The sequence below is a fragment of the Acinetobacter sp. ESL0695 genome (assembly GCF_029392135.1).
Classification (GTDB): domain Bacteria; phylum Pseudomonadota; class Gammaproteobacteria; order Pseudomonadales; family Moraxellaceae; genus Acinetobacter; species Acinetobacter pollinis.
Genome location: NZ_CP113932.1, coordinates 1,078,374 through 1,104,819, shown reverse-complemented (window position 1 = coordinate 1,104,819; position 26,446 = coordinate 1,078,374). Strand labels below are relative to the sequence as shown.

Here is a 26,446-nt window from a genome sequence, read left to right as displayed (position 1 = left end):
ATATATTAACAATTATAGAGTAATATAGGTGTGCTTTTCATATTTTGATAATATATTTCTGTGTATGCGTAAACTTGCTTTATCACTTGCGACCATTGCATTGATATTCCAAAGCCTTGTGTTTTGGCAGGTACTTATGCCTCAATCTATGCATATGAATGCAGTCTGTATAGAAATAGAAAAAGTAACTCCATCACATATACATAATCATGCAAAAGATATGCGCATGTATATGGAAAAAAAGCAAATATCAAATTTCAATGACTGTCATTTTTGCCAAGTTTTTTCATATTTCACAAATACGACTACATTCGCTCCTCAGCTAGTGACATATAAAATACAGGTTAAATTACTGTTCTTAGCCAGTATTACGTATATATTTCTTTATTTACGTCAACTTCTCTTATTCCCACAAAGCCGTGGCCCACCTCTATTTTTATAAATACAAAATCAGGTACTGATTAAATTTAAATCAGAAAAATCTAAACATATTCAATAGAGTTAGACAATATATGTCTCAGTTTCTTTCACCCAAATTTTATATCATTGTGTTGGGTTTTATCACAATACAAACCGCTTGTGCAGACGATACACGATTACCTACAATACAGTTAACGGCAAAGGTAAATCAGGAAAATAGCTTAGAAAGTAAATCACTTACAGGTTTTAAACATGACATCTTAGAGGTTCCTTTTAATAAATCACACGTCTCACAAGAGGTTATTGAAAAACAAAACATACAACGAGTGAGTGATGCACTCTCACAAGTTAGTGGTGTATTTTATCAAGATAGTTATGGTGGTGGTTTTTGGGACAACTACTCCTTTAGAGGATTTAGTACAGACCCGAATATGGGAACAAATAGTCTAAGAAATGGTTTAAGTACAATTAGTGGCATTCACACACCACAAGATATGGTGAATGTAGAAAGTATTGATTTTCTAAAAGGCCCAGTCGCAGCCATGTATGGTCAAAGTGCTATTGGTGGCATGATGAATATTACAACCAAGAAACCTTCATGGACATCTTCACATACTCTCTCTTTGAGTACTAGCACAGACCAACAATACCGAACATCCCTTGACCTTACAGATCCAATTAATGATCGCCTTGCCTATCGCTTAGGTCTTGCCTATGAAAATAACCAAAGCTTTAGAAATGATGTAACTCAAAAGCATTATTTTATTGCACCACAAATGACATGGAAAATTTCTGATCACACACAACTTTTTTTAGATACTGAGTTTGCAAAATATTCTGGATTATTTGATCGCGGCATACCACTCATTAATGGAAAATTTGCTGATATTAGAAATTTTTATGGTGATCCTCGCGATGGTAATATGCAGGTAAAATCTAATTTTTATCAAATTAGGCTAAATCATCAAATTACTCCAGCTTGGGAAAGCTCAACTGCATTGAGTTACAACGATGGCGAACGTTTTGGTACATCCACTGAAATATCATCAGTCGCTACAGACCTACAAACACTTAATCGATTCCGAAGATATAGATACTTCTCGACAAATACGCTTTTACTACAAAGTGTACTAAAGGGACATATCAATGACACTTTCGGTTTAAAACACGAAGTCTTAGTTAATGCCGAAATTGGAACTTATAAAATTCACCAACTCCAAAAACGAAATCTTGCAGGAACAAATAGTTCAATTAACTTTTATACACCTACGAACAACAGTACACCTTTAACTCTTGGAAGAACAACAAAGTATTCTGATGAAAAACAGAATACTTTAGGTATTAATTTACAAGATCAGATTTTCTTCAATGATCAATGGAGTCTTTTACTTGGTGCACGACTTGATCAAATGCAGCAACGTATTATAGATCGGAAAAATCAGATACAAGCAAAGAAAACATATACACCTTTTAGCCCAAGATTAGGTCTCAACTATCAGGTGAATCAACATTTAGCTTTCTATAGCAATTGGGGAAAAGCTTTTGAAATGAATACAGGTTTAAATAAAAACCATTCCCTTTACTCCCCTGAACAAACACGAAGCTGGGAATTAGGTGGAAAGTATTCATTTAATCCAATGAGTTTATTGAGCCTGACTTACTTCGATATGACGAAAAAGCACCTACTTACAGAGGGGATTACAGACAGTTATGTAGATACAGGTAAAGCACAAAGCCGTGGTATTGACGCAAGCCTTTTACATCACTTTAATGATCATTTTAATATCAGCGCAAACTATACTTTTACCAATGCCTCTATCTTAGAAAGTGAAGTAGAAGCTAAAGGTGCAAGACTAAAGAACATTCCAAAACACAGTGCCAACTTTACCGCAAATTATAATTTTAATATCAAACAATATCCGATAGATGCATCACTCAGTGCCAACTATTATGGTACACGCAGTGCAAACTATATTGATAATGGCACAAGCCTACCTGCGTTTACCACCATTAACTTAGGTGGAAGTATGCAAATAAATCCTGATTTAAAAGCACGTCTAAACATCACTAACTTACTCAATAAAACCTACTATGTATCGAGTTATACCAATTATTGGGTACAACCCGGAGAGCCATTAAAAGCAACGTTATCTTTTGACTGGAATTTCTAAACCATCAAACGGCGTACCTATGTGCTTAGATACGCCGTTGTTTCGTAAAATAAAGTGTCAAAGCATAAAAAACCATCAACATATGTTTATTTTTCTCGTATAATGACCCGCTTATCTATCATGTACTGTTCTACGATTTTTTATTATGCAAAGACCTAAACTAGAGTTGCCAAATAAGGCGGATAAGTTATTACTTCATTCTTGTTGCGCACCATGCTCTGGTGAAGTGATGGAAGCACTCATCGAATCTGAAATTGACTTTTCAATCTTCTTTTATAATCCCAATATTCACCCTGTAAAAGAATATATCATTCGTAAAGAAGAAAACATTCGGTTTGCTGAAAAACATAATATTCCTTTCATCGACTGTGACTACGATACAGACAACTGGTTCGAACGTGCAAAAGGCATGGAAGAAGAACCTGAACGTGGAATTCGTTGCACTATGTGTTTCGATATGCGCTTTGAGCGTACAGCACTTTATGCACACGAACATGGGTTTCCTGTCATTTCAAGTTCGTTAGGTATCTCTCGCTGGAAAGATATGAAACAGATTAATGGCTGTGGTGTACGTGCCGCATCTCATTATCCCGACATGACATATTGGGAATACAACTGGCGTAAAGGCGGTGGTTCAAGCCGTATGATTGAAATTAGTAAACGTGAAGAATTTTACCAACAAGAATATTGTGGTTGCGTTTATTCTCTACGTGACACAAACCGCTTCCGTAAAAGCCAAGGTAGAGACCGAATTAAGCTCGGTGTAAAATTCTACTCAGCAATGAGCAACGAAGAATAATCACATTTAAGAGCTTCAAACGATTGAGGCTCTTTTTATTTTCCCCAAATATTTTCTAAAACACTTAGCCAGTTTCTATGACTAATTTTATCAATCAAATCGTCACTATATCCATGCGCTGAAAGTTTATCTATAATTTTTGGAAAGCAAGAAATATCAGCCCATCTATTCGACATAAAGCCACCATCATAGTCAGAGCCAAATCCAACATGATCCTCTCCTAAATATTCAATAAGATGATCAAAATGGCGAATTAAAATGTCAAATGGTGTCTCTGCATTACGCTTCCCATCCTCACGTAAAAAAGCAGTATCTAAATTCACGCCAACAAAACCTTTAGATGAAGCAATTTCTTCTAGCTGCATATTTGTTAGATTACGTGCTTGAGGACATATTTCATGTACATTAGAATGCGTCGCTACAATGGGTTGTTGTAAAATATTTGCAGTGTCCCAAAATGCTTTTTCATTCATATGAGAGACATCAACAACCAAGCGTTTATGCTGACAATATTGAATCAACTCTTTTCCTAATCCTGTTAAGCCATGCCCTGTATCAGGCGAATGAGGAAAAGGTGCATTTAAACCATGGCCAAACTGGTTTGGCATATTCCATAGTGCACCAATACTTCTTAGTCCCGCAGCATAAAAGATATCAAGTAAATGAAAATCTGTATCAAGTACTTCGGCACCTTCTATATGCATAACCACTGCAAAAATCGCATTTGCAATACAAGCATTAATTTCGGCAACAGTTCGACAAATCTTAATTTTTCCTGCTGATTTTTCTTCAATTTGCAATAAATACGACATTTGTGCAAAACAAATCTGTTCAACTTGCTGCGTTGTATATGTCGTTTGATGTGCAGTTGCATTTATTTTATGTGGATAGTTCTTTTTTACATATTCAAATGGCGGAACAAAAATAGCAAAAAGACCACCAATGAGATGACCTTTTTGACATCTCTCCCAGTCCATTTGTCCTGTAAGCGTAGTGTGCAAAAAAGCAGATGATGGATCGTCATCATCTGCCAACCAAAGTCTTGCCAAAAGATCATTATGACCATCAAATATCTTTGGTTTTTGCATTTAAAGCTATCCTTTAGAAACCAAGATCAACTTAGAGTTCTTTTTATTTCTAAATGTCAGCTCATGTAATGCAAGCTCACGTTCACTTTCTTCTCTTGCCTTTAAAATTAAATGATGATGGTCTGACTTTGAGCAGACAGGATCAGGCTGAGATGCATCTCCTGTCAACATAAAGGCTTGACAGCGACAACCACCAAAGTCTTTTTTCTTTTCGGGGCAACTTTTACATGGCTCAGGCATCCATGCATCACCTCGGAAGTGATTAAACCCTGTAGAGCGATACCATATATCAGAGAGCTTTTCATCTTTGACATTAGGGAAATTCATTGGGAGTTGACGCGCTGCATGACATGGTAATGCCGTACCATCAGGTGTAATTGTCAAGAAAATACTTCCCCAACCATTCATACAGGCTTTTGGACGCTCTTCATAATAGTCAGGTACTACAAAGATAAGCTTACATGGATTTCCTGCATCACTGAGCTTCTTACGATATTCATTAGTAATCCGCTCGGCACGTACCAATTGTTCCTTAGTCGGAAGAAGGCCTTGTCTATTTAAGTATGCCCATCCATAAAACTGACAAATTGCAAGTTCAACTTGATCTGCTTCAAGTTCGATACAAAGCTGAATAATATCTTCGATCTGATCAATATTATGTCTGTGTATCACAAAGTTCAGAACCATCGGATATTCATATTTTTTAACAAGCCGTGCAATTTCGTTTTTCTTTTCGAAAGCGCGTTTTGAACCTGCCAGCATATCATTAATGACAGGATCACTGGCTTGAAAACTCACCTGAATATGATCTAAACCAGCTTGCTTAAACTGAGCAATTTTTTCTTCATTAAACCCAAGGCCTGAAGTAATCAGGTTAGTGTAAAAACCTAATTTATGTGCATATTCAATAAGTTCAGGTAAATCTTGGCGAACCAAGGGTTCTCCACCCGAAAACCCTAACTGAACTGCGCCCATCTCGCGTGCTTGTTTAAATACATTAAACCACTGCTCTGTTGTTAGCTCATTTTGCATAGATGCAAATTCAAGCGGATTTGAACAGTATGGGCATTGTAAAGGACAGCGATATGTCAGCTCGGCAAGCAACCAAAGCGGTAAACCAACCTCACTCATGTGTCTAACTTAATCCAGTTTTCTTTTTGCGCTACAAGCATATAATCGACCACATCGGTATCAATTTGTTCAATATCACCAAACTGTTGTTTTAAGTTTGCAATAATATCTGCAATCGTACGCTGACCATCAATATGCTGTGCAATCGCTGCGGCAGATTCATTCAGCTTAATCATTCCCTCAGGATACAAAATGATATGTGCCTTTTGTGATGGCTCATACTGAAAACGATAGCCACGCTGCCATACGGGTACAATACTTGTATCTAAACTCATTTAAATAGTCCTTTATGCCATACGGGTTGGTCTGTCACACTATGATACGGTGCTTCATTGTGCACATACGCTAAAGTCAGCGCATCTAAAATTGACCATAAAATATCAAGCTTAAATTGCAAAATTTCTAACATACGTTGTTGTGACTCACATGTTGTAAAAGAATCCAACGTAATATTTAAACCATGCTCAACATCACGGCGAGCTTGTCCCAGTCTTGAGCGGAAATAGTCATACCCTTGTTCATTAATCCAAGGATAATGCTGAGGCCAAGAGTCTAAACGCGATTGATGAATCTTAGGTGCAAAAAGCTCAGTCAAAGAGCTACTTGCTGCTTCACGCCAAGATGTACGGCGAGCAAAATTTACATATGCATCTACAGCAAAACGTACACCCGGCAGTACAAGCTCTTCTGAAATCACTTGTTCTCGTGTTAGACCGACTGCTTCAGCTAACCGCAGCCATGCTTCACGCCCACCACCATCTGGATATTCACCATCTTGATCAATCATACGCTGAATCCACTCTTGGCGTACACGTTGATCAGGACAATTTGCCATAATCGCAGCATCTTTTAAAGGAATATTAATTTGATAATAATATCTATTGGCAACCCATGCTTGAATTTGCTTTTGAGTTGCTCGCCCTTCATGCATCATGACATGAAATGGATGATAAATATGATAGTATTTTCCCTTATCTAGAATAGCTTTCTTAAATTCCTCGGTCGTAAAAGCTGTCTGCGTCTGACTCATTTTCTTTCCTTGCGCTTATGTATTAGAGCTCAATTTGCATGCCGTCAAATGCGACTTCTACATTATGTTTCTTTAATGTTGCGAATTGCTCTGAATCTTCGTCCAAAATTGGGTTTGTATTATTAATATGAATATATACCTTACGAGTATCTTCAAGTTGGTCTAAATAAGATAAAGATCCACCCTCGCCGTAAATATATAGATGCCCCATATCTTTACCGGTTTTCGTACCAACACCACGCGTTTGCATTTCGTGGTCTGTCCACAGTGTACCGTCAATCATCACACAGTCAGAAGCTTGCATGATTTGCATGACTTCATCATCGACTTTTCCTAAACCCGGTGCATAAAATAATTGCTTCTGTGTTTTGCGATCTTTGATAATCATAGCAATATTATCACCATCGTGTGGGTCATTTCTGTGTGGTGAATATGGCGGTGCTGCACTACGAATAATTAAAGGTATAAACTCTAAATTTTCAAACCCATCAATTTTAAATTGCTTTGTTGGATCAATCTTATGATGATTTAGCCCACCATTCCAATGTTTTAACATATTAAATAGTGGAAAACCGGTACTTAAGTCCTGATGTACCATATCTGTACACCATACATTTATTGGACAACCTTCTCGAAGAGTAATTAAACCTGTCGTATGATCAAGTTGGCTATCCATAAGTACAACACTTTTAATGCCTGTATCTCGCAATGCTCTTGCTGGTTGTGCTGCTTTAAAGTCAAAAAGTTGCTGACGAATATCTGGGGAAGCATTAAATAAAACCCAATCTATACCATTTTCAGAAACTGCTATGGATGACTGTGTTCTTGCTTTTGCATTGAGTGTCCCCTTTCTTAAACCATCACAATTTGCGCAATTACAGTTCCATTGAGGAAAACCACCACCTGCTGCTGAACCTAACACATAAACGTACATATATTATTTACCTATTCCACAAAAACATAAGCCCTAGAAATTCTAGGGCCTATCAATAAATACTTTAAAATTAACGATGTTCAAAATACATTGTTACTTCAAAGCCAATACGTAAATCAGTGTATGCAGGTTTCGTCCATTGCATGTCCAATACTCCAATCATTATGTGCTAATTGGTCGCACATCCATTTAAGGTTAATTTAAACTTATATTCTAACGAACTTTATACAAAATATATAGTCTATAAGTTTCACAAAATGTAAATTATCCCTGATAACGACCTAATCTTTCAGTAAGCAAATCGAAAAAGCCATCTCGATCAATGGTATTTAGAAAATAAGCATTTTGTGTTCGACCCGTCACTTTCCACCAGTCAGCAACTGTTGCACCTGCAGTGAGTGGACTCTCTGTTTCTATTTCGACATTAATGTGTTTACCTGTAAATAGATCTGGGCGAATGAGATATCCCATGACGCACGGATCATGCAACGGTGCACCTGCTGAACCATATTTTTCTTTATCATATCTTTCAAAAAAATCGGTCCAAGATGCGACCGCTTCACCCACAGACGTTTTAAATGCACGTAATTGTTGAATCCACTGTGCATTTGTTAATGCTTTATGAGTCACATCTAAAGGTACAACAGTCAAATCGATGCCTGCATCAAATACAACTTTTGCCGCATCAGGGTCTACAAACATATTAAATTCTGCTGAAGGTGTAATGTTGCCTCCTTCAAAGAATCCTCCACCCATTGAAATAATTTTCTGAATACGTGTCGCAATATCAGGGGCTTTCATTAAAGCTTGTGCAATATTTGTCATTGGCCCTAATGTACACAATGTAATTGTTTTCTCAGGCGCATTCCGAAATGTTTCTATAATAAAATCTACGGCGTGTTGAGGTTGTAATGGCATCGTTGGCTCAGGCAATTCAATACCATCTAAACCTGTTTTACCATGTACATTTTCCGCAGTCACTAACGGCTTTTTAAGTGGTTTGTCGCAACCTGAAAAAATTTTAATATCTGAACGATTTGCCAGTTCACAAATAATACGCGCATTTTTAGTAGTTAAATCTAATGGCACATTGCCAGCAACTGTTGTAATCCCAATTACATCTAACTCTGGACTTGCAAGCGCAAGTAATATTGCTACGCCATCATCTTGACCAGGATCAGTATCAATAATAATTTTTTGAGCTGAAGCTAACATGTAAGTACCCTTAATTTGCAGAAAATCAACATCACTGTTGGAGGGGCACTATACATTGAAGCCCCTATGAAGTGAACCTAAGGCTGTATAATTCTAATACATTTATCGTAAAAAAAGCCAAGCGAAATAGCTTGGCTTAGATCTATTGTTTATGGCTACATTGTAAAAGAAAGACAAATACCTGCAATAGTCGCACTCATAAGATTTGATAATGTCGCAGCCAATAAAGCGCGCATTGCAAGTTTAGAAAGCACTGGCGTTAAACTTGGCTCAACAACACTAAAAGCACCAATAACAATCCCGATTGAGCTAAAGTTTGCAAAACCACATAGCCCAAATGAAATAATAGCTGCGGTATGTGGTGAAATACTATGATCTGCCAAATGTGGTGCTAACCCTAGGTAAGCAACAAACTCATTAATGGCAAGCTTTTGACCCAGTAATGCACCTGCTAAAGAAGCATCGTTCCAATCTACCCCCATTAGGTATGCAAGTGGAGATAAGATATATCCAAAGATTGAGTTAATTGATAAATCCGAGAATCCAAATAGACCACCGATACCACCGACCAAACCATTTAATAATGCCAATAAGCCAACAAATACCATGATGACTGTACCAACCCCTGCGGCTATTTTTAACCCAAGCATTGCACCACTGGCAGCAGCTTCAATAATGTTAGTAGGTTTATGTTCACCAAACGAAATATCTTTAACTTCTACCTGTGAAACTTCCGTAGCAGGACTAAGTAACCTTGCAAACAAGATACCACCTGGAATCGCCATTAAAGAAGCTGCAAGTAAATAAGTCATAGGTACACCAAGACCGGCATAACCAACAAGTACCGAACCAGAAACAGCAGCCATTCCACTACACATTACAGTGAACAATTCATTTTTATTCATTTTTAATAAAAATGGTCGGAGTGCAGCAGGCAGTTCATTTTGTCCAATAAAAATGGTCGTTACTGCAGCAAAGGATTCAACCTTACTAATATTTAGAATTTTTTGAAATGCGCCACCTAAAATACGAATAAAAACATTCATAATCTTAAGATAGTACAAAATAGTAATAAGTGCTGTTACGAAGATAATTGTAGGTAATACTTTAAAAGCAAAGATAAAACCTGCACCATCAAATACCGTGTTCATTTTGTTTCCAACCAATGGGCCAAAAAGAAATGAACTTCCAGCATCTGAATAGCTAATAATTTTATTAAAGCCTACCGCGAGCTGTTCAAATAAATATTTACCAAAAGGAACATATAAAATTAGAATTCCCAATGCAAATTGCAAGCCCAATGCAGGTAAAATCGTGCGTATCTTAATCATTCTTCTGTTATTGGAAAATATAAAACCAATGAGCAATAGAATTAATATACCAATTAAGCCGCGGTATTCAGACATACTTATCTCCGTAATATAAGAAAATGAATCTCTAACTTTCAAAAGGTTATGAAAATTAGAGATTCATTTTCTTATATTACAAAACTTAGATTAAACTGGATGTTGCAGTAGATTGCTTTGAAACCTACCTAAACAGACTATTTATGCCAAACAATAGACACAAAAAAGAAGTAGTTAAAATTAAGTCACTGTTATTTAAACATAAACTTATTTAGACCACCTCATTGGCGACAAATGTAACAAATTTCTACTAAAATATCGAATACTTTTTTAGTTATCTTGGCGTGTAAGTTTTTTGTTAGATTGTTTAAGGATGATCTTTTGGGCATTTACTACTTAAACGCAAAGTAAAATCTCTTAAAACACGTTATTATTTACAAACGTTTTCTGTTTTGAGTTATTCATGAATTCTACATCTCAAAAAAAATTGGTTGTCTTAGGCAGTATTAATGCAGACCATATTTTGAAATTAGATCACTTCCCTCACCCTGGCCAGACACTGACAGGTAAAGACTATCAAGTTGCATTCGGTGGCAAAGGTGCAAACCAAGCTGTTGCAGCCGGTAGAAGTGGTGCAAATATTTCATTTATTGCATGTGTAGGAGATGATGCTATTGGAACAAGTGTTAAAACTCAACTTCAGCAAGATCATATAGATATTTCTGCAATAGAGTCTATTGCAAATGAGTCGACAGGCGTTGCTCTTATTTTCGTCAATCAATTGGCTGAAAACTGTATTGGTATTTGTGCAGGTGCGAATGCAAGCTTAACGCCATCTTATGTTCATCGTTATCAATCAGTTATTCAAAATGCAGACGCACTTTTATTACAGCTAGAGACACCTTTAGAAAGTATTATTGAAGCTGCAAAAATTGCCAATGCATCAAATGTACGTGTCATTTTAAACCCAGCGCCAGCACGTGAACTTCCAGAACAGCTATTAAATCTTGTCGATATCATTACACCAAATGAAACCGAAACACTCAGCCTTACAGGTAAAATTGTACATGACGAGCAAGATGCCAACGAAGCTGCACAAATTTTACATGGAAAAGGCATTAAAACTGTAGTTATTACCATGGGTGCACGTGGTGTATGGCTCAGTGAGAATGGACAGGGTCAGCTGATTCAAGGCTTCAAAGTCGATGCTGTCGATACTATTGCCGCAGGTGACACCTTTAATGGCGCTTTTGTAACCGCGCTCTTAGAAGAAAAAACAGCACAGAATGCTGCTCGCTTTGCTAACGCTGCTGCCGCGCTTGCAGTGACTCGTTCAGGGGCACAACCCTCTGTACCATGGCGTCAAGAAATTGATAGCTTTTTAGAAAACCAATAAATTATAGCACCCTTATGTCACCCTTCCATAAGGGTGCTATTTTACATCATGCTGTCGAAGACAACTAATGTGATGTATTTATTTTATATAAATATAAGGAAAATTATCTACTTAATTTGAGTTTATATTGACACCACAACAGAACAAAAATAAAGTATTTAGCATATTAAAAGGAATTTCTTCTAAAGTTTAATTCATGAACAGTACAGAATATACACTTGACCAACTTGATTACAAAATATTATCTGCCCTTAAAAACAATGGGAGATTAACCGTAGCACAACTTGCCGAGACCATTGGATTGTCTTCTTCCCCATGTTGGACACGCTTAAAACGTTTAGAATCCCTTAAAGTTATTGAAGGATATACAGCGACAATTAATCGTAAAGCATTAGGCATTCATGAGTTGTTTTTTATTGAAATTACATTGGAAAGACATGATGATGAAACGCTTGAGAAATTTAGCCAAGTCTTGGCAGATATTCCAGAAATTATAGAAGCACATTTAGTCACAGGCGAATATGACTACCTAGTCAAAGTTGCGGTAAAGAATGCTGAACATTATGAAAAATTCTTAAGAAAAAAACTGTATTCAATTGCAGGTATTCGCCATACACGGTCAATTTTTGCGTTAAGACCTCTAAAAGTTGAAAATTCGACTGAGCTAACCCACTTTAACGATTAAAACTCCCATATTTTCATAAAAAATTTTCATTTATATTTCAAATATATAAATCACATTAAGTTTGAAATAAATACATTTAATATATTATTATTAAGTAAAATGTAATATATATAGTACAATTGTGTGACACAAATCACATTTATTTCGAATGCGTCACTCACTTTACCCGTTCAAATTATTTTTATTTCTTCTTATCTATGTTTCTTTAAGCTTGTCCATTTTTTCTGTAGAAGCATCTACAGGCCTTATAAATAAACAAGTTATAAGCCAACGTGAATACGCTGTGCGTATGATATATAACGGCGAGGTGGACAACGGACTATTTCAACTTCATGCGCTGCTCAATCAGCACTCGACAGATCCGTACCTCCTTGCAGATTACTTTACTTTAAAATCTAAATATCAGCAATTAAGTATAGAAGATCTCCAATATATTCACTATATCAATCTAAGCACCTATCCAACTTACGCATATATTCCAACATTACAAGGCTTAAGAAATGCAAAGCAATTTGTACTCGCTAAACATCTTGCCGAACAAATGTATTTATATCTCCCATCCAATGACCTTTTACTCATAAAAGCTGTTCTAAATGCCGAGTCTCAAAATTTTTCAGATGCGATCCAAGACTTACGTAAACTTGGTTTATCTCATCTAAGTATAGACCAACAAATCCAGTCTTCTTATGCTTGGAGAATTTCTCATCATGCTATAGAAAGCTTAAACCTCATTTATCCTCTTTATGAAAAAAATAAAAATAATCCACAAATTACGGAAGAATATCTCTATACCTTGATGGCTTTAGATAACTTATCTCAAGCATTACAAGTGATTGAACAATCATCTTTAAATAAAACACACCCCGAACTCTTACTGAATATTCAACTATCGGCATTTAATCAAGGTATTAATAATGCTTTTTCAAACTATAAATATTTATTGGATAAGGGCGAGTCTGAAAGTTTTAGCTTTCAATCTTTAGATAAAATACTGAATAATGCCGAGCAACTTAAATCATTATTAACACCTGAAAACCCTCAGTTTTTACCCTTTTACTATAACTATATTTATGCACTAGGCTTAAGAAAAAATTTCACAGCCGTTTTACGTTATGCTCATCAATTAAATAGATCTTTCCTTGAAATGCCTGCCTATGTTAGACATTCAATTGCAAATGCATATTTATATTTAAAACAGCCTGCTAAGGCTGAACCGCTCTACCAGAGTTTATTACTAGAGAAAAACTATGCAGACATCGAGGTTTACTCAGGTCTATATTACAGCTATTTAGAGCAGGAGAAGTACAAATCAGCAGATTTGCTCGCTCAACAAATAGATACACTCATTCCAACGTTTCGCTATAGCCATGCTAAAGGTGTGGACAAAACTACAGCACCTGATCGTTATGAATATATTAGTTTAAAAGGATTGAATTATGGATATCAGAATCATTTAAATCAGGCCGAACAGTATTTCTATAACATTCTTGAAAAGTCGCCAAATAATGAAGCTTATATTAACAACTTAGCCACTGTACAACGGTGGAGAGGCTTATTCATAGCATCTCAGCAAACCTTAGAACGTTTAAATGGAAAAAATAATACAGATAAAACAACTCGTATTAATAAACTGCAAAACTCACAAGCTATAGGAAATATTCAGTTATGGAAGCAACAGCTCAGCAGTTTGGCTTTACTCTACCCTGATGATACGGCTATTCAAGAAAGTGCTAAGGACTTTAAAACACGTCAAAAATTTACAATGAGTTATGCATCTAACTTCGGACTCAGTCAAAAATCATCTACCCAACGTCCTGAGCACTATCTAAGAGTGAACTCTCCATGGATCTATGACAATTATAGGTTATATACACAACATGCTACATTCACAAGCAATGCACCACATCAACAATTCTTATCTAAGCAATCTGGTGCAGGTCTTGAATGGGCCTCAAAGCAAAAAAGTTTAAACTTAGGCATATTTCAGCAACGTGGTCAAAAAAATATTGGATTTAATTTAGAGTGGCAACAAGATCTCAGCGACTATTTTAAATATGTACTAAATTATAATAGTGCCACGACCACACTTCCTTATATGCGTGGACATCAATACGTCCTCAATACAGTATTCAGAACCAATGAGTCCCGTTCACTTTCAGTTGCATATCAATACATTCAACTTCCATATAGAAATCGTCAGCAAGATCTCTCTACAAACCTTACACAGCAACTATTTTCTTCAGCTCATCATCTGACTGAAGCACAAATAAAATTCTGTCTAAGTTCAAACCATATACAAAATATGCAGTTTTCAGATTCTGAGCATTCCTTATCAACACACGTTAATGTTCATCATGAATGGTTAACGTGGAGATCCTACGATCAAAAATTTACACAATTTTTAGACATAGGTTTTGGACAGTCTGATCAGAAATATCTCCGAACGAGAGCATCTTGGAATGCTCAATACTTACATGAATGGTCATTCGATCGTACTTGGCGCATCCAATATGGTTTTGGTTTCGCAGAATCCACTTTTAACGTTCAAGATAAAAATAGACTTTATGGTCTATTGGCATTACAAGGAAGCTTCTAATGAAACCATTAATTCTTGCGGCTATTTTCGGATTGCTGCCGCTTTGGGCTTACAGCAGTCAGCCAAGTCATATGGACGATCCTTATATTCTTGATCGCAATCAATCTATTTCATTTAATTTTCATGATGTCCGAGATGATGTCGAAAAATTTGGCGACAAAGATCCATATGCAGTCAATACAAAAAATTTAGTCGCATTTTTTGATTGGTTACACCGCTCACAATGGCATCCTATCCGTTTAGAAGATATTGACCAAGCAAGATTGGGGAAACGACCTTTACCCGCAAATGCAATTCTCCTTACATTTGACGATGGAACACTGAGTAACTACACCCATGTTTTTCCATTATTAAAGCAATATAAAATTCCTGCTGTTTTTGCAATTGTTACAAGTTGGATTGATAAAAGAAATCCTAATGGCGAAATAGCTTATGGTACGAATAACTTAATGTCTTGGCCGCAAATGAGAGAAATGCAAAACTCAGGATTGGTCGAATTTGCAAGTCATTCAGATAGTCTACATGAAGGTGTTTTATCCAACCCTCAAGGCAACCAACAACCTGCAGCGACAACTAGGCAATATTTATCTCATGAAAATCGTTATGAAACAGATATAGAATATAAAACACGCATTTTAAATGATTTAAAAAAATCGAAAGCACGCCTCGATCAAGAATTAGGTATTCATGTAAAAACCATTATTTGGCCTTATGGTGCAGTTACCCCAGAATCAGAAAAAATTGCACAAGAAGCAGGATTACCATTTTCGTTTAGTCTGGGAAAATCTGGCATTAATCATATTTCTGACGGCACACTTAAACGTATTTTGGTCACAAACAACTCAACTGCTGAAGAGCTTAAGCAAGAGCTATCTAACCTTATTGATTATCACGAAGATTTACTTATAGAGCAAGGTCACAGTATTTCACTTGGATTCGATGACCTTGTTGGCAAGACAGAGGATGAAAGTAACCAAAAATTAGGCATACTATTAAATAATATACAGGCTCTATCTATCAATCGTGTTTTTATTGATGTAATTAAGGACACACCTCAGGGAGTTGTCAGTTTTTTTCCAAACCGTACACTACCCGTTCAACAAGACTTACTCAACAGATTTATTTGGCAATCTAAAACACGCTTATTTATCAATACCTATGCTCATATTCCAATAAGCACGTTTAAGTCATCAGGTCAGCCTTTAATGCCTTTCATTATCGATCTGATGAAAAATAATCCAAATATCTCAGGTTTAGATTTTGATATAGGTGAAACACTTTCCGAAATTGTAATGATGGATGAAAAAGCTCGTCAAAGTCACCCTCTATTAGAAGAAATCCAAAATATTCAGCGCTCTTCAGAGTATCACTCTAATGTAAGTATTGACTCAAAACTGTTACTTCACGGAAAACTAAACAAACAAGCTCTTCCATATTTAAAGCAAACTCTTCCCCAACTCATTACGAAGTTTGACTATATTCATCTCGATTTTGACCAACCCGAGAATAAAGTTGAGATGGCCGAATACCTTTCACACTTAAAAGTGCTACCACAGGCCTGTAAAAATAAATTAATTATTCATATCAATATTAATAATTTAAAAAATGAAGAAGCATGGAAAAATGTACAGCATATTTTAAGAGAAACACAAAGAATTGGTCTTCAAAATATTGGTATTCATACGTATACGTTAGCCAATGCAGCACGTGTACATCATTATTTATATAATCCTTTAAGCCAAAATATGAGCCCACTGACGTATAAAAATCCATTTTTAGAAGGAGTCAAACCATGATTCAATGGCTCGGATATTTATTTGATTTTGCATTCTTCTATCCATTACTCATGGCTTGGATTTGGATTGTTGGTGGTATATGGTTCTTTTTTAAACATGAAAAGACATCCAAGCCCATACCTCAGCCAACCTTAGATGGATGCAGTATTATTATTCCATGCTTTAATGAAGAGTCTCAAATTCGAGACACTATAAAATATGCTGTACAAACGAGTTATCCAACATTTGAAGTTATTGCTGTGAATGATGGAAGTTCAGATCGTACTGCTCAAATTTTAGATGAACTTGAGCAAATTCACCCAAGACTTAGAGTTGTTCATTTAAGTGAAAATCAAGGTAAAGCGATTGCACTAAAATCAGGTGTATTGGTTAGCCAATATGAGTATGTAATTTGTATTGACGGTGATGCGCTTTTACATCCGCATGCTGTGACATGGATGATGCAACCACTTACTTCAGGGGCACGTGTGGGTGCCGTCACTGGCAATCCACGTATTTTAAATCGTTCTAGCCTTTTAGGGAAACTCCAAGTTGGAGAATTTTCCTCTATTATTGGACTCATTAAACGTGCTCAACGAACATACGGAAGAGTATTTACAATTTCTGGTGTAATTGCAGGGTTTCGTAAAACTGCTTTAGCGCGTGTTGGTTTTTGGTCAGATGATAAAATTACTGAAGATATTGATATATCTTGGAAATTACAATTTGATCATTGGGACATTCAATATGTTCCTCAGGCACTCTGCTATATTTATATGCCCGAAACATTCAAAGGATTGTGGAAACAAAGATTACGCTGGTCACAAGGCGGTGTCGAAGTGCTTAAAGATTATATTCAAAAAATCTTTAAATGGAGATTACGCCGTATGTGGCCTATCGCACTTGAAAGTCTTCTTAGTATTCTTTGGTCATATACAATACTATTTATTTTTATTCTATTTTTTATTGGCTTATATTTTAATCTCCCCGATGCTCTTTATATCAAAACACTTTTCCCAGAATGGTATGGAGCTCTGTTAGGTTTCACCTGCTTAATTCAATTTAGTATTAGTTTATGGATCGATAAACGCTATGATGGATCAAATCGTTTTATCAGAAATTATTTTTGGATTATCTGGTATCCCCTCTTTTTTTGGTTAATCATTACACTTACGACGATCGTTGCAACCCCTAAAACACTATTACAAAAAAAGAAGCGTGCTCGTTGGGTAAGTCCCGATCGAGGTTTCAATGGAGACAATAGCAATGCATAATCACCCAGATCAATCTCCACTCGACATTCCTAAATATATCGATAAACCACATTTCGTTAAAAATAAGCTTAGTGGATATGTGCTTCAGTGCTTAGGATGGCTGTGTTTTATGTTGCTTCTTTTTCCTTTGATAACCTTACTGTTATGGTTCTTTGAAATTAAAACCATTCAGCACTATATTTTTATTGACGGCCTAGTCGCAAAAAAAAATAATATTTTAAAAATTAGTTTAGCTATTCTCATTTGCTCTTCTACTTTAATCGGTTGGGCAAGTTATAACTGGCTACGATTTAGAAAAAATGAACGGCGCAAGAAACCAGAAAACATATCAAATGATGAGTTAGCAAGACAGTTCTATCTTAAAACCAATGAGATGGTACGTTTACAAAAACATTCGAATATCACATTAGAATACGATATGAACGGTGTTTTAGTTAAGTCACATTTAAACTAGGGGTTTAATAAATCTACCTGTTCTATTTGTATATCACTCATAATATGACCGTGTTCCAACAGTTGATTGAAATATTGCGCTACAACCTGTGCTTGTTGTGCAGTATTTTCTACTTTGTACATACGCTGTCTAAACTCATTACTTGAATGTAATCCCTTGGTATACCAAGCAATATGTTTTCTTGCAATCCGACATCCTGAATATTCACCATAAAACTCGTATAGTTCACTTAAATGGCCTAAAAGAACATCACGAACTTCTATAATTTCAGGTGCGGCGAGTTTTTCGCCTGTGCGTAAGTAGTGTGCAATTTCTCGGAATAGCCATGGTCTTCCTTGCGCTGCCCGACCAATCATAATTGCATCTGCTTTTGTTGCATCTAACACATATTTTGCTTTCTCAGGACTGTCAATATCTCCATTCGCGATTACAGGAATGTTAATTATTTTTTTAACTTCAGTAATTAAGTCATAGCGTGCCGTATTTAAATACATATCCTCACGCGTACGCCCATGTAGTGCCAAAGCTTGTATACCTGAATTTTCAGCACATTCTGCAACTCTTAAAATATTTTCATGTCCATTTAAAAAACCTAGTCGGGTTTTTAATGTTACAGGCACATCTACTGCATTTACCACAGTATCTAAAATACGTTTTACTAAGTCTTCATCTTTAAGTAATGCAGAACCAGCAAGTTTATTACACACTTTTTTTGCGGGACATCCCATATTTATATCGACAATTTGCGCCCCATTTGCCACCTGATAACGGGCAGCTTCAGCCAGCTCCAATGGGTCAGAGCCTGCAATTTGTGCAGATATTGGTGCAATTTCTCCATCAAAATTAGCCCGATATAAACTCTTTTTTGTCATTCGTAAGGTTTTATCTGCAGTCATCATTTCACTAACTGCATGACCTGCACCAAAGTATTTACATAATGTTCTAAAAGGTCTATCTGTTACACCTGCCATCGGTGCAACCCAAATCTTCTTATCTATTGATCTATCAAACAATTCTCTAATTACATTGTTTTTACTCAATTTTTAAAACCTCTTCAAATCATATTGCAAACTCAGCGTAATACTAACAAATATTGTGTCAAAGCAGTGATATATTATTTATAGCTCACTGTTATGTTTAACTGATCATAACAGTTACTACTCTCTGCATAGAATTGTACATATTCTATGATCTTTATCTATGTTTCACTTCTAGACATGAAATTAAGTCAGGAAAACAAAAGTGAAATATATTACAAATGGCTGGATAAATGGATTTATTGGCATTCTCATCTTTGCAGGTTCACTTCCTGCAACACGTATAGCTGTTAAAGATTTTTCACCAATTTTTCTAACCAGTATGCGGGCAACAATTGCTGCATTTTTAGCAATTTTCCTACTTATTATTTTAAAACAACCTAAACCCAAAACAAGTGACTTCCCTTCCCTTATTATAACTAGTCTAGGTGTTGTAATAGGTTTTCCATTATTTACAGCTTTAGCTTTAAAACATGTAACTTCAGCTCACTCAATTGTCTTTGTCGGTTTACTCCCACTTTCGACAGCAATTTTCGCAGTAATACGCGGAGGTGAACGCCCAAAAACTTTATTTTGGCTATTCTCTTTTTTGGGTGCAATGTTTGTAGCAGGCTATTCATTTTTAGCCAGTAATAGTACGTCTTTAAATAGCGATTTACTCATGCTAATGGCAATTATTTTATGTGGCTTAGGTTATGCAGACGGCGCACGTCTTTCTCGTACGCTAGGCGGATGGCAAGTCATCAGTTGGTCACTTTTAATATCACTTCCGATTATGTTACCTATAGCTATAATTACCATGCCTAAATCATTCGAATATGTATCAGTATCTTCTTGGATTGGCTTAGCATATGTATCAATTTTTAGCATGCTAATTGGTTTTATTTTTTGGTATCGAGGATTAGCTCAAGGAGGAATTGCTGCTATTAGTCAGCTTCAGCTATTCCAACCATTTATAGGACTTGGACTTGCGAGTGTGGTTCTCAATGAGTCTATAAGTTGGGCAATGTTATTGGTAACTATAGCTGCCGTTATATGTGTGGTTGGGGCAAAAAATTATGCCAGATAAAAAGCTATAACTTCAGAAGATCTATATAGATCTTTTGAAGTTAAAATTAAGTCGATCATTTAAAAAAATTATGACAATCATTTAAACCAATCTTTTAATATTTAGAATTAATAGTTATATTTATTTAACATTCATTGACAATAAAATTATTAAAATAATAATAATTATCACCTTAATATTAAATATATTATCATATATAAAACGGAAACTTAAAATTAACATTTAGTAAAATAAATACAACCAAGGTATTATTTTATTTTTTAACTCTATAAACTATATTTATTCAACGGATCCATAATCCCTCAAGCCGATTTATTTTTATAAATCGGCTTTTTATGTTTTATTCTTTAGTTAAAGAATGAACTGCTTCGGAAATATTATATTCTCCTTGTATTATTTCAATAATTTTTCTTTTTAATTGTGGTGTCTCAATAATACTTACAATAGTTTGTGCTACATCCTCTCTTGTAATCGTACCATATGGAAGTGCTACACCAGCTTCTATACGGCCAGTCCCTATATCATTTACCAAGGTACCTGGTCTAAGAACAATCCAATCTAACTGTGTTTTTGTTAGAAAATATTCAGATTTTTTCTTTACCTGCATATAGTTTTCAAAGTTATCTCCTAAATCTTTGGTTCTTCCTGCTTCAGGAAATGCGGATACAAGAATAAGTTTTCTTATGCCTGCCTTTTCTGCTGCTAATGCTGTTATTTCCAATCCCTTGCCATCAACTAAATTTGTCGCTTCTTGTCCACCTTTTCCCCCAGCTCCCGCAGCAAATACAACAATGTCGGCCTGACTTATCTTTAATATGTCTTTGAGTGAATCAGGAGAGCTTTTTGTTAAATCTGCAAATACAGGTCTTGCACCTAACTCCTCAAGTTCGGCCTTTTGGGAAGTATCTCTATACATTGCAGTGACCGCTACATTTCTTTGATGCAACTTTTGAATTACTTTTCTTGCGACTTGGCCAGATCCACCTACAATAAATACATGACTCATTTTGACTCCTATTACTCAGGTAATGTGGCTACAGGTTGGTCAACGTCTACTTTAGTCCCTGAAAAATTCTGTTTTATATATTCTTTTACAAAAGACTCATGATAGAGTTGGCCTAATTTCTTAATTCCTGCATCACCTATTTTTTCTTTATTTACAACCAAGACATTAATATTTTGTGCTGTCTTATCACTTACATTTTCATGAATAAGTGATTGTGTCAATACATTCAAGTGACTGTCTAAAGCAACCGTATTACCTATAGCTGCCAAATCTACATCTGAAAGAACACGGGGGATCGTTGACCCTTGTATTTCTTTAAATACTAAATGTTTAGGATTATCAATAATATCGTAAATATTCCCTCGAATAGAATTAAATTTTTCTGATAATGTAATTAAATGAGCTTGCTCAAGTAGTCTCAGTGCACGTGCAGTATTTGCAGCATCATTAGGAATAGCAACAATTGCACCATCAGGGATATCATTTAAATGATGATATTTATTTGAATAAAGTCCCATTGGTTCTAAATATGTTGTTGCAATTGCAGCCAATTGATGATGATTAATTTCATTAAAAGCCTTTAAATATCCCCAAGATTGGAACGCATTTACATCGACTTCTTTATCAACTGTTGCCTGATTTAATGCAACGCCATCATTAATTTCTTTGACATGAATATCTAGACCTGCTTTTTTTGCTTGTTCAGATTGTGCAATATATTTCCAAATTTGGGCATCCGAGCCCGTCGAGCCTACAGTAATAACTTGAGTATTTATATTCTCTTTGGAATTTGTTTGTTTTAAATAACTTGAGCAACTCGTAATTAGAAATACAGTAATAATAATACCAATTAACCATTTAATGTTTTTCATATAAATCACCGCGTTCTTTATTTAAATTTTTATAAATATTGGGATAAAATTTCTTAGTCACATTTACATGAGATCGAAGTCGACTTTTCATATTATTTTCAGCAACATTTTTCAGAAGTGGATTATTTGGATCACTCGTAGTGCCGTTTGCTAATAGTTTTAACTCTGGTGGCAATGCTAGAACTGGGAGATCACCTGAAAAAATATTCGGGGAAATAAAATATGCAATTGCATAACGATCTTTATTTTTAGGAGAGATGACACGATGCGTATTTGCTACAAGATAACCATCCGTTGCTAGCTCTAATGTCTCACCGATATTGATAACGAAAGCATTTTCAACATAAGGGACATCTACCCATACATTCTCAGAAAGAACTTGTAATCCGCCTACTTCATCTTGTAATAAGAGTGTCAGAATATTTGTATCTTTGTGTGCCCCTACACCTTGATTTTGTGAGTCAGATGCCATTTTGGGATAATGAATCAGCTTTAAAGACTCGTTTGGTTGATTTAAAATAAATTGATCTAATACATCTTCTTTTACACCTAATGCCAGCATAAAAGCATGAATCAAATCTATAGATATTCTGCGACTATCTGACAACCAATTTTCCACTACATTTCGAAAATTTGGCCACCCTTGAGGCCATTGATTTGGGCCTTGCAATCTTGTCCAAATCGGAAGATCTGATGTCAATGGAATTGAGTCTAACTCTGCACCAATATCAATTTGTTCTCTTAAGTCAGGCGCATTTTGTGTATATTCACCATTTATTTGAGTATAGCCACGAAAATGAGGTGAATTTTCAATAGAAATTGCATCTTTTTCTTTTTGTTCTAGTGCAAAAAATAAATGTGTATATTTTTTTATTTCATCTATACGCTTTTGGTCTAAACCATGACCTATTAAATAAAAGAAACCAATATGTCGCGCCAAATATCTCAACTCTTTTAGAAAGATATGTCGTTCTTCTATATTATAAAATTTTCTCATATCTAAAATAGGCAACTTATTTTTATCGTACATTTAAACGTATCTCATATAAAATCTTCTACCATGAGATTACATCTAATATTTTTTTCAATTAAATAATAAAATATAGATTACTTATTCTTTTTATACATTTATTTAACTATTTTTTTCAGATACTTATTACTTAAAATCATAAATTAAAATGAGTATTTTTCCATTTCGAATATATAAACTAACTCATCAATAATTGCTCTTACTCGAGGTGTTTTATAAGTATCTTTATGCAAAGCTAACCAAACCTCATAATCGTTTTTTCTTTTTTTCTCAGGCCAAATCCGTATAAGTTTCTGTTTATTGGCAATATATGTTGGCAACTCCCCTATACCTACACCTAAATGAACTAAGTTTGCCAATATAAGACTTGAATTTACTCTAGAGATCACTTGTGATGCTCGAATAGGCTCACCAACAACTGTATTTATGTCTAAATTACTTGTTATACCTTCCTGATACGCCACAATAGAGTGATTGTCTATGGTATTAGGCATTCCATGATCTAATAGATATTTTTCAGATGCATATAACCCCACTTCCCAACTTGCCAAATGACGTACGATAAAGTCAGATTCTGTGGCTCTATATGTACGAATTGAAATATCAATTTCAGATCTATCTAGACTGAGCGTATCTATAGTTGTAATCAATTCAACCTTAAGATGAGGGTATTTTTCCTTAAGTGTAACAAGCATGGGGGCTATGAAGTCGACAGCCAAGCTATCCGTTGTACTAATTTTAACAACACCTGCAACCTGCTCTTTAGACTGATGAATAGTACGATCTAAAGCATAGATTTGATCTTGTATCGTATTTATATACGGTAAAATCCCAATCATATCGGTTGTAGGTTGTACACCATTTCTAGAGCGAACGAATAATTTCATATTCAACTCTGCTTCTATTTCATTTAAATATCTCCCAAGCGTCGCCTGATCTACATCTAAGACCTTGGCAGCAGCTCTTATTGTTCCCAATTCATATAACTTTAAAATGACCTTTAGATGATTCCAATTCATATTAAATACTCTCTCAATTATATATATTATAATTGGTTTTTAAAAAATATATGATGCACACATACATCACCCTGCTGTATTTTTATGGATTATTTATCATAAATAAAAACGATAAGATTTCTATTTCCTTTACTTAAAAGAAGATAGATATTGAAAATGAATACCAAAACCCAATTAGTTATTTTTATTATTATTTTAAGTATGTTTGGACTTATTTCTTCAGATATTTATATTCCATCACTCCCATTCATTGCACAAAAATTTCATATTTCAGGTGGAGAAATTACATTTTCTATTTCTATATATTTAATAGCACTTGCAATATCACAAATTATTTACGGCGTAATCGTTAATTCTTATGGCTATAAACGTATTTTAACTCTAGGTATTATCATTTATATTATTGCTTCTATAGGTTGTGCTTTATCTAATCATATCTATAGTTTTCTATTTTTTAGATTCTTTCAAGGCATCGGGGCTGCATCTGGACTCGTTATTGGTAGATATCTTATTTCATCTCAATTCTCGAAAGATCAATCTGTTCAGATTTATGCAATTGTCTATCCTTTTGTTTCATTATCTCCTGCTATAGCACCACTTATTGGTGGTTATCTCACATCATATATTGGCTGGAAAAGTAATTTCTATTTTTTAGTCATCTTTGCAATAATTGCATTGTACATGACATTTAAGACTCCCATTAAAGAATCTAAAAGTGACTTAAAATCAATAGTATTTTTTCAATTTATATCTATCCTTAAAAATAGAAATTTTTGGAGATATACAGGAGTTGTTTGTTTAATTTATCAAGCATGGTTTATTTATCTAACTCAATCAACATTTGTATTTAAAATATTCTATGGACTATCTTCCGAGATAACAGGACTATTATATTTGCCCTTAAGTGCAGGAATTATTCTTGCCAATATCACAACAAAGAAATTATTAAGGTTCTTAAGTATTGATCAAATTATTGGGCTAGGATTAATCTTCTTTTGTATAGGCGGCATACTTTTTTTGAGTAATCTATTTTTACCTCAGCCATCCTTAACAAAAATTATTTTCTCCATGTTTATCGTAAGTATTGCGAATGGTTCTTCATTATCACTCGCTGTAGCGAGTGCCATCCACAGTTCAAATGAACATACCGCAGCAGCCTCTGGACTAGTTGGATTTTTTCAAATTAGTAGTTCAGGGCTTATTTCTTATTGGATTAGCCATTGCATCGGACAGAGTATTTCTATACTGAGCCTATCAATATTTACCCTAAGTACACTCTGTATTTTTTTATTCTTTTTCAACTTTCAATATATTGATATATTAAAGAAAACCAAACTATTGAGATAATAATGTCAAACTTAAATCAATATAAACAAGAAATTGGAGAGTTACTTCCTCACTGGACACCAAGACAATTACCACAGAAAAACAACTTAAAAGGAAAATACTGCCTTTTAGAACCATATAGCGCAGATCGCCATGCTCACGATTTATATAAAGCTTATAGCCATGCGGAGGATGATAGAGATTGGACATGGTTACCCATAGGACCTTTTAAAGATTTTGATGACTATTTTCAACAGGCAAAATCATTTGAAAAGAGTCATGATCCTATTCATTATGCAATTATTGATAGCGCAACCAAACAAGCTATTGGCTCTATTGCACTCATGCGTATAGATCCAATAAATGGTACGGTTGAAATGGGTTTTGTACTTTATTCTCCTTTACTTAAAAAAACTAGAATTGCAACGGAAGCACAATTTTTACTGATGCAATATGTTTTTGATGAGCTAGGTTATAGACGTTATGAGTGGAAATGTGACTCATTAAATACCCCATCAAGAAAAGCTGCTTTAAGGCTGGGTTTTACCTATGAAGGGACTTTTCGAAAAGCGGTGGTATATAAAGGAAGAAGTAGAGATACCGATTGGTTTTCTCTCATAGATACAGAATGGCCAAATATTAAAACTCAGCTTCAGACATGGTTAAGTTCCAAGAACTTCAACGAGACTGGTCAACAGATCTTATCTATTGAACAAATACGAAATGCACTGTAAGTATTTAGATACGCTGTCCTGCACATTAATTAATGTACA

Annotated in this window: 25 protein-coding genes; 12 read left to right on the top strand and 13 right to left on the bottom strand. The window is 35.1% G+C overall.

The window, feature by feature from the left end; genetic code table 11:
* The first annotated feature begins 64 nt into the window (after positions 1-64).
* From OZX61_RS05195 to OZX61_RS05185, 3 genes are all read left to right on the top strand, one after another.
* The gene (locus OZX61_RS05195) at positions 65-442 is read left to right on the top strand and encodes a hypothetical protein (protein ID WP_277095528.1); all 378 of its coding nucleotides are present in this window, start codon (positions 65-67) and stop codon (positions 440-442) included.
* 70 nt (positions 443-512) lie between these two features.
* A complete protein-coding gene (locus OZX61_RS05190) occupies positions 513-2,591 on the top strand; it encodes a TonB-dependent receptor (protein ID WP_277095527.1) in 2,079 nt (692 codons plus the stop codon).
* Between the two features lie 145 nt (positions 2,592-2,736).
* Positions 2,737-3,390, top strand: coding sequence for an epoxyqueuosine reductase QueH (locus tag OZX61_RS05185; RefSeq protein WP_196337693.1), 654 nt, complete (start codon positions 2,737-2,739; stop codon positions 3,388-3,390).
* 35 nt (positions 3,391-3,425) lie between these two features.
* On the opposite strand, the gene OZX61_RS05180 is transcribed toward OZX61_RS05185, so the two are convergent.
* The 8 genes from OZX61_RS05180 to OZX61_RS05145 all read right to left on the bottom strand — a co-directional run bounded on the left by OZX61_RS05180 (position 3,426) and on the right by OZX61_RS05145 (position 10,194).
* Entirely contained in the window at positions 3,426-4,478 is a 1,053-nt protein-coding gene (locus OZX61_RS05180) for a dipeptidase (RefSeq protein ID WP_277095526.1), read from the bottom strand.
* A 6-nt stretch (positions 4,479-4,484) separates the two neighbouring features.
* The gene (gene pqqE, locus OZX61_RS05175) at positions 4,485-5,609 is read right to left on the bottom strand and encodes a pyrroloquinoline quinone biosynthesis protein PqqE (protein ID WP_195771604.1); all 1,125 of its coding nucleotides are present in this window, start codon (positions 5,607-5,609) and stop codon (positions 4,485-4,487) included.
* On the bottom strand, positions 5,606-5,884 hold the full coding sequence (pqqD, locus tag OZX61_RS05170) for a pyrroloquinoline quinone biosynthesis peptide chaperone PqqD (protein ID WP_277095525.1): 279 nt from the start codon (positions 5,882-5,884) through the stop codon (positions 5,606-5,608). Before pqqD ends, pqqE begins: the two co-directional genes overlap by 4 nt.
* On the bottom strand, positions 5,881-6,639 hold the full coding sequence (gene pqqC, locus OZX61_RS05165; protein WP_196337692.1) for a pyrroloquinoline-quinone synthase PqqC: 759 nt from the start codon (positions 6,637-6,639) through the stop codon (positions 5,881-5,883). The genes pqqD and pqqC overlap by 4 nt, the downstream gene beginning before the upstream one ends.
* 22 nt (positions 6,640-6,661) lie before the next feature.
* A complete protein-coding gene (gene pqqB / locus OZX61_RS05160; RefSeq protein WP_195771601.1) occupies positions 6,662-7,573 on the bottom strand; it encodes a pyrroloquinoline quinone biosynthesis protein PqqB in 912 nt (303 codons plus the stop codon).
* Between the two features lie 70 nt (positions 7,574-7,643).
* Positions 7,644-7,718, bottom strand: a complete 75-nt coding sequence (gene pqqA, locus OZX61_RS05155; protein WP_081401732.1) for a pyrroloquinoline quinone precursor peptide PqqA — start codon at positions 7,716-7,718, stop codon at positions 7,644-7,646.
* Positions 7,719-7,837: 119 nt separating this feature from the next.
* On the bottom strand, positions 7,838-8,788 hold the full coding sequence (locus tag OZX61_RS05150; RefSeq protein WP_195771600.1) for a nucleoside hydrolase: 951 nt from the start codon (positions 8,786-8,788) through the stop codon (positions 7,838-7,840).
* Between the two features lie 155 nt (positions 8,789-8,943).
* Positions 8,944-10,194 (bottom strand): NupC/NupG family nucleoside CNT transporter, encoded by a 1,251-nt coding sequence (locus tag OZX61_RS05145; RefSeq protein WP_195771599.1) that lies wholly within the window; start codon positions 10,192-10,194, stop codon positions 8,944-8,946.
* A gap of 403 nt (positions 10,195-10,597) precedes the next feature.
* On the opposite strand from OZX61_RS05145, the gene rbsK reads away from it, so the two are divergent.
* The 6 genes from rbsK (at position 10,598) to pgaD (ending at position 18,314) form a co-directional block, all read left to right on the top strand.
* Positions 10,598-11,530: a ribokinase gene (gene rbsK / locus OZX61_RS05140; protein WP_277095524.1), complete on the top strand. Its 933-nt coding sequence runs from the start codon at positions 10,598-10,600 to the stop codon at positions 11,528-11,530.
* Between the two features lie 196 nt (positions 11,531-11,726).
* Positions 11,727-12,215, top strand: coding sequence for an Lrp/AsnC family transcriptional regulator (locus tag OZX61_RS05135; RefSeq protein ID WP_277095523.1), 489 nt, complete (start codon positions 11,727-11,729; stop codon positions 12,213-12,215).
* Between the two features lie 211 nt (positions 12,216-12,426).
* Positions 12,427-14,811 carry a hypothetical protein gene (locus tag OZX61_RS05130; RefSeq protein ID WP_277095522.1) on the top strand — a complete coding sequence of 795 codons (2,385 nt, stop codon included), beginning with the start codon at positions 12,427-12,429 and terminating at the stop codon, positions 14,809-14,811.
* Positions 14,811-16,607, top strand: a complete 1,797-nt coding sequence (pgaB, locus tag OZX61_RS05125) for a poly-beta-1,6-N-acetyl-D-glucosamine N-deacetylase PgaB (protein ID WP_277095521.1) — start codon at positions 14,811-14,813, stop codon at positions 16,605-16,607. Before OZX61_RS05130 ends, pgaB begins: the two co-directional genes overlap by 1 nt.
* Complete coding sequence (pgaC, locus tag OZX61_RS05120; RefSeq protein WP_277095520.1) at positions 16,604-17,860, top strand: poly-beta-1,6-N-acetyl-D-glucosamine synthase; 1,257 nt, start codon at positions 16,604-16,606, stop codon at positions 17,858-17,860. The genes pgaB and pgaC overlap by 4 nt, the downstream gene beginning before the upstream one ends.
* Complete coding sequence (gene pgaD, locus OZX61_RS05115) at positions 17,853-18,314, top strand: poly-beta-1,6-N-acetyl-D-glucosamine biosynthesis protein PgaD (RefSeq protein WP_277095519.1); 462 nt, start codon at positions 17,853-17,855, stop codon at positions 18,312-18,314. The genes pgaC and pgaD overlap by 8 nt, the downstream gene beginning before the upstream one ends.
* Here pgaD and dusB read toward each other — a convergent pair.
* Positions 18,311-19,285 (bottom strand): tRNA dihydrouridine synthase DusB, encoded by a 975-nt coding sequence (gene dusB / locus OZX61_RS05110; protein ID WP_277095635.1) that lies wholly within the window; start codon positions 19,283-19,285, stop codon positions 18,311-18,313. The two genes, pgaD and dusB, sit on opposite strands and share 4 nt — an antisense overlap.
* A 271-nt stretch (positions 19,286-19,556) precedes the next feature.
* On the opposite strand from dusB, the gene OZX61_RS05105 reads away from it, so the two are divergent.
* Complete coding sequence (locus OZX61_RS05105; RefSeq protein ID WP_277095518.1) at positions 19,557-20,420, top strand: DMT family transporter; 864 nt, start codon at positions 19,557-19,559, stop codon at positions 20,418-20,420.
* Between the two features lie 340 nt (positions 20,421-20,760).
* Here OZX61_RS05105 and OZX61_RS05100 read toward each other — a convergent pair whose 3' ends face one another.
* From OZX61_RS05100 to OZX61_RS05085, 4 genes are all read right to left on the bottom strand, one after another.
* The gene (locus tag OZX61_RS05100; protein ID WP_277095517.1) at positions 20,761-21,426 is read right to left on the bottom strand and encodes an NAD(P)H-binding protein; all 666 of its coding nucleotides are present in this window, start codon (positions 21,424-21,426) and stop codon (positions 20,761-20,763) included.
* Between the two features lie 11 nt (positions 21,427-21,437).
* Entirely contained in the window at positions 21,438-22,298 is an 861-nt protein-coding gene (locus tag OZX61_RS05095) for a MetQ/NlpA family ABC transporter substrate-binding protein (protein WP_277095516.1), read from the bottom strand.
* Positions 22,285-23,328: a 2-oxoglutarate and iron-dependent oxygenase domain-containing protein gene (locus tag OZX61_RS05090; protein ID WP_277095515.1), complete on the bottom strand. Its 1,044-nt coding sequence runs from the start codon at positions 23,326-23,328 to the stop codon at positions 22,285-22,287. The genes OZX61_RS05095 and OZX61_RS05090 overlap by 14 nt, the downstream gene beginning before the upstream one ends.
* 143 nt (positions 23,329-23,471) lie before the next feature.
* On the bottom strand, positions 23,472-24,347 hold the full coding sequence (locus OZX61_RS05085; RefSeq protein WP_277095514.1) for a LysR family transcriptional regulator: 876 nt from the start codon (positions 24,345-24,347) through the stop codon (positions 23,472-23,474).
* Positions 24,348-24,503: 156 nt separating this feature from the next.
* On the opposite strand from OZX61_RS05085, the gene OZX61_RS05080 reads away from it, so the two are divergent.
* A complete protein-coding gene (locus tag OZX61_RS05080; RefSeq protein ID WP_277095513.1) occupies positions 24,504-25,694 on the top strand; it encodes a Bcr/CflA family efflux MFS transporter in 1,191 nt (396 codons plus the stop codon).
* A 2-nt stretch (positions 25,695-25,696) separates the two neighbouring features.
* Positions 25,697-26,407, top strand: coding sequence for a GNAT family protein (locus tag OZX61_RS05075; RefSeq protein ID WP_277095512.1), 711 nt, complete (start codon positions 25,697-25,699; stop codon positions 26,405-26,407).
* Positions 26,408-26,446 lie beyond the last annotated feature (39 nt).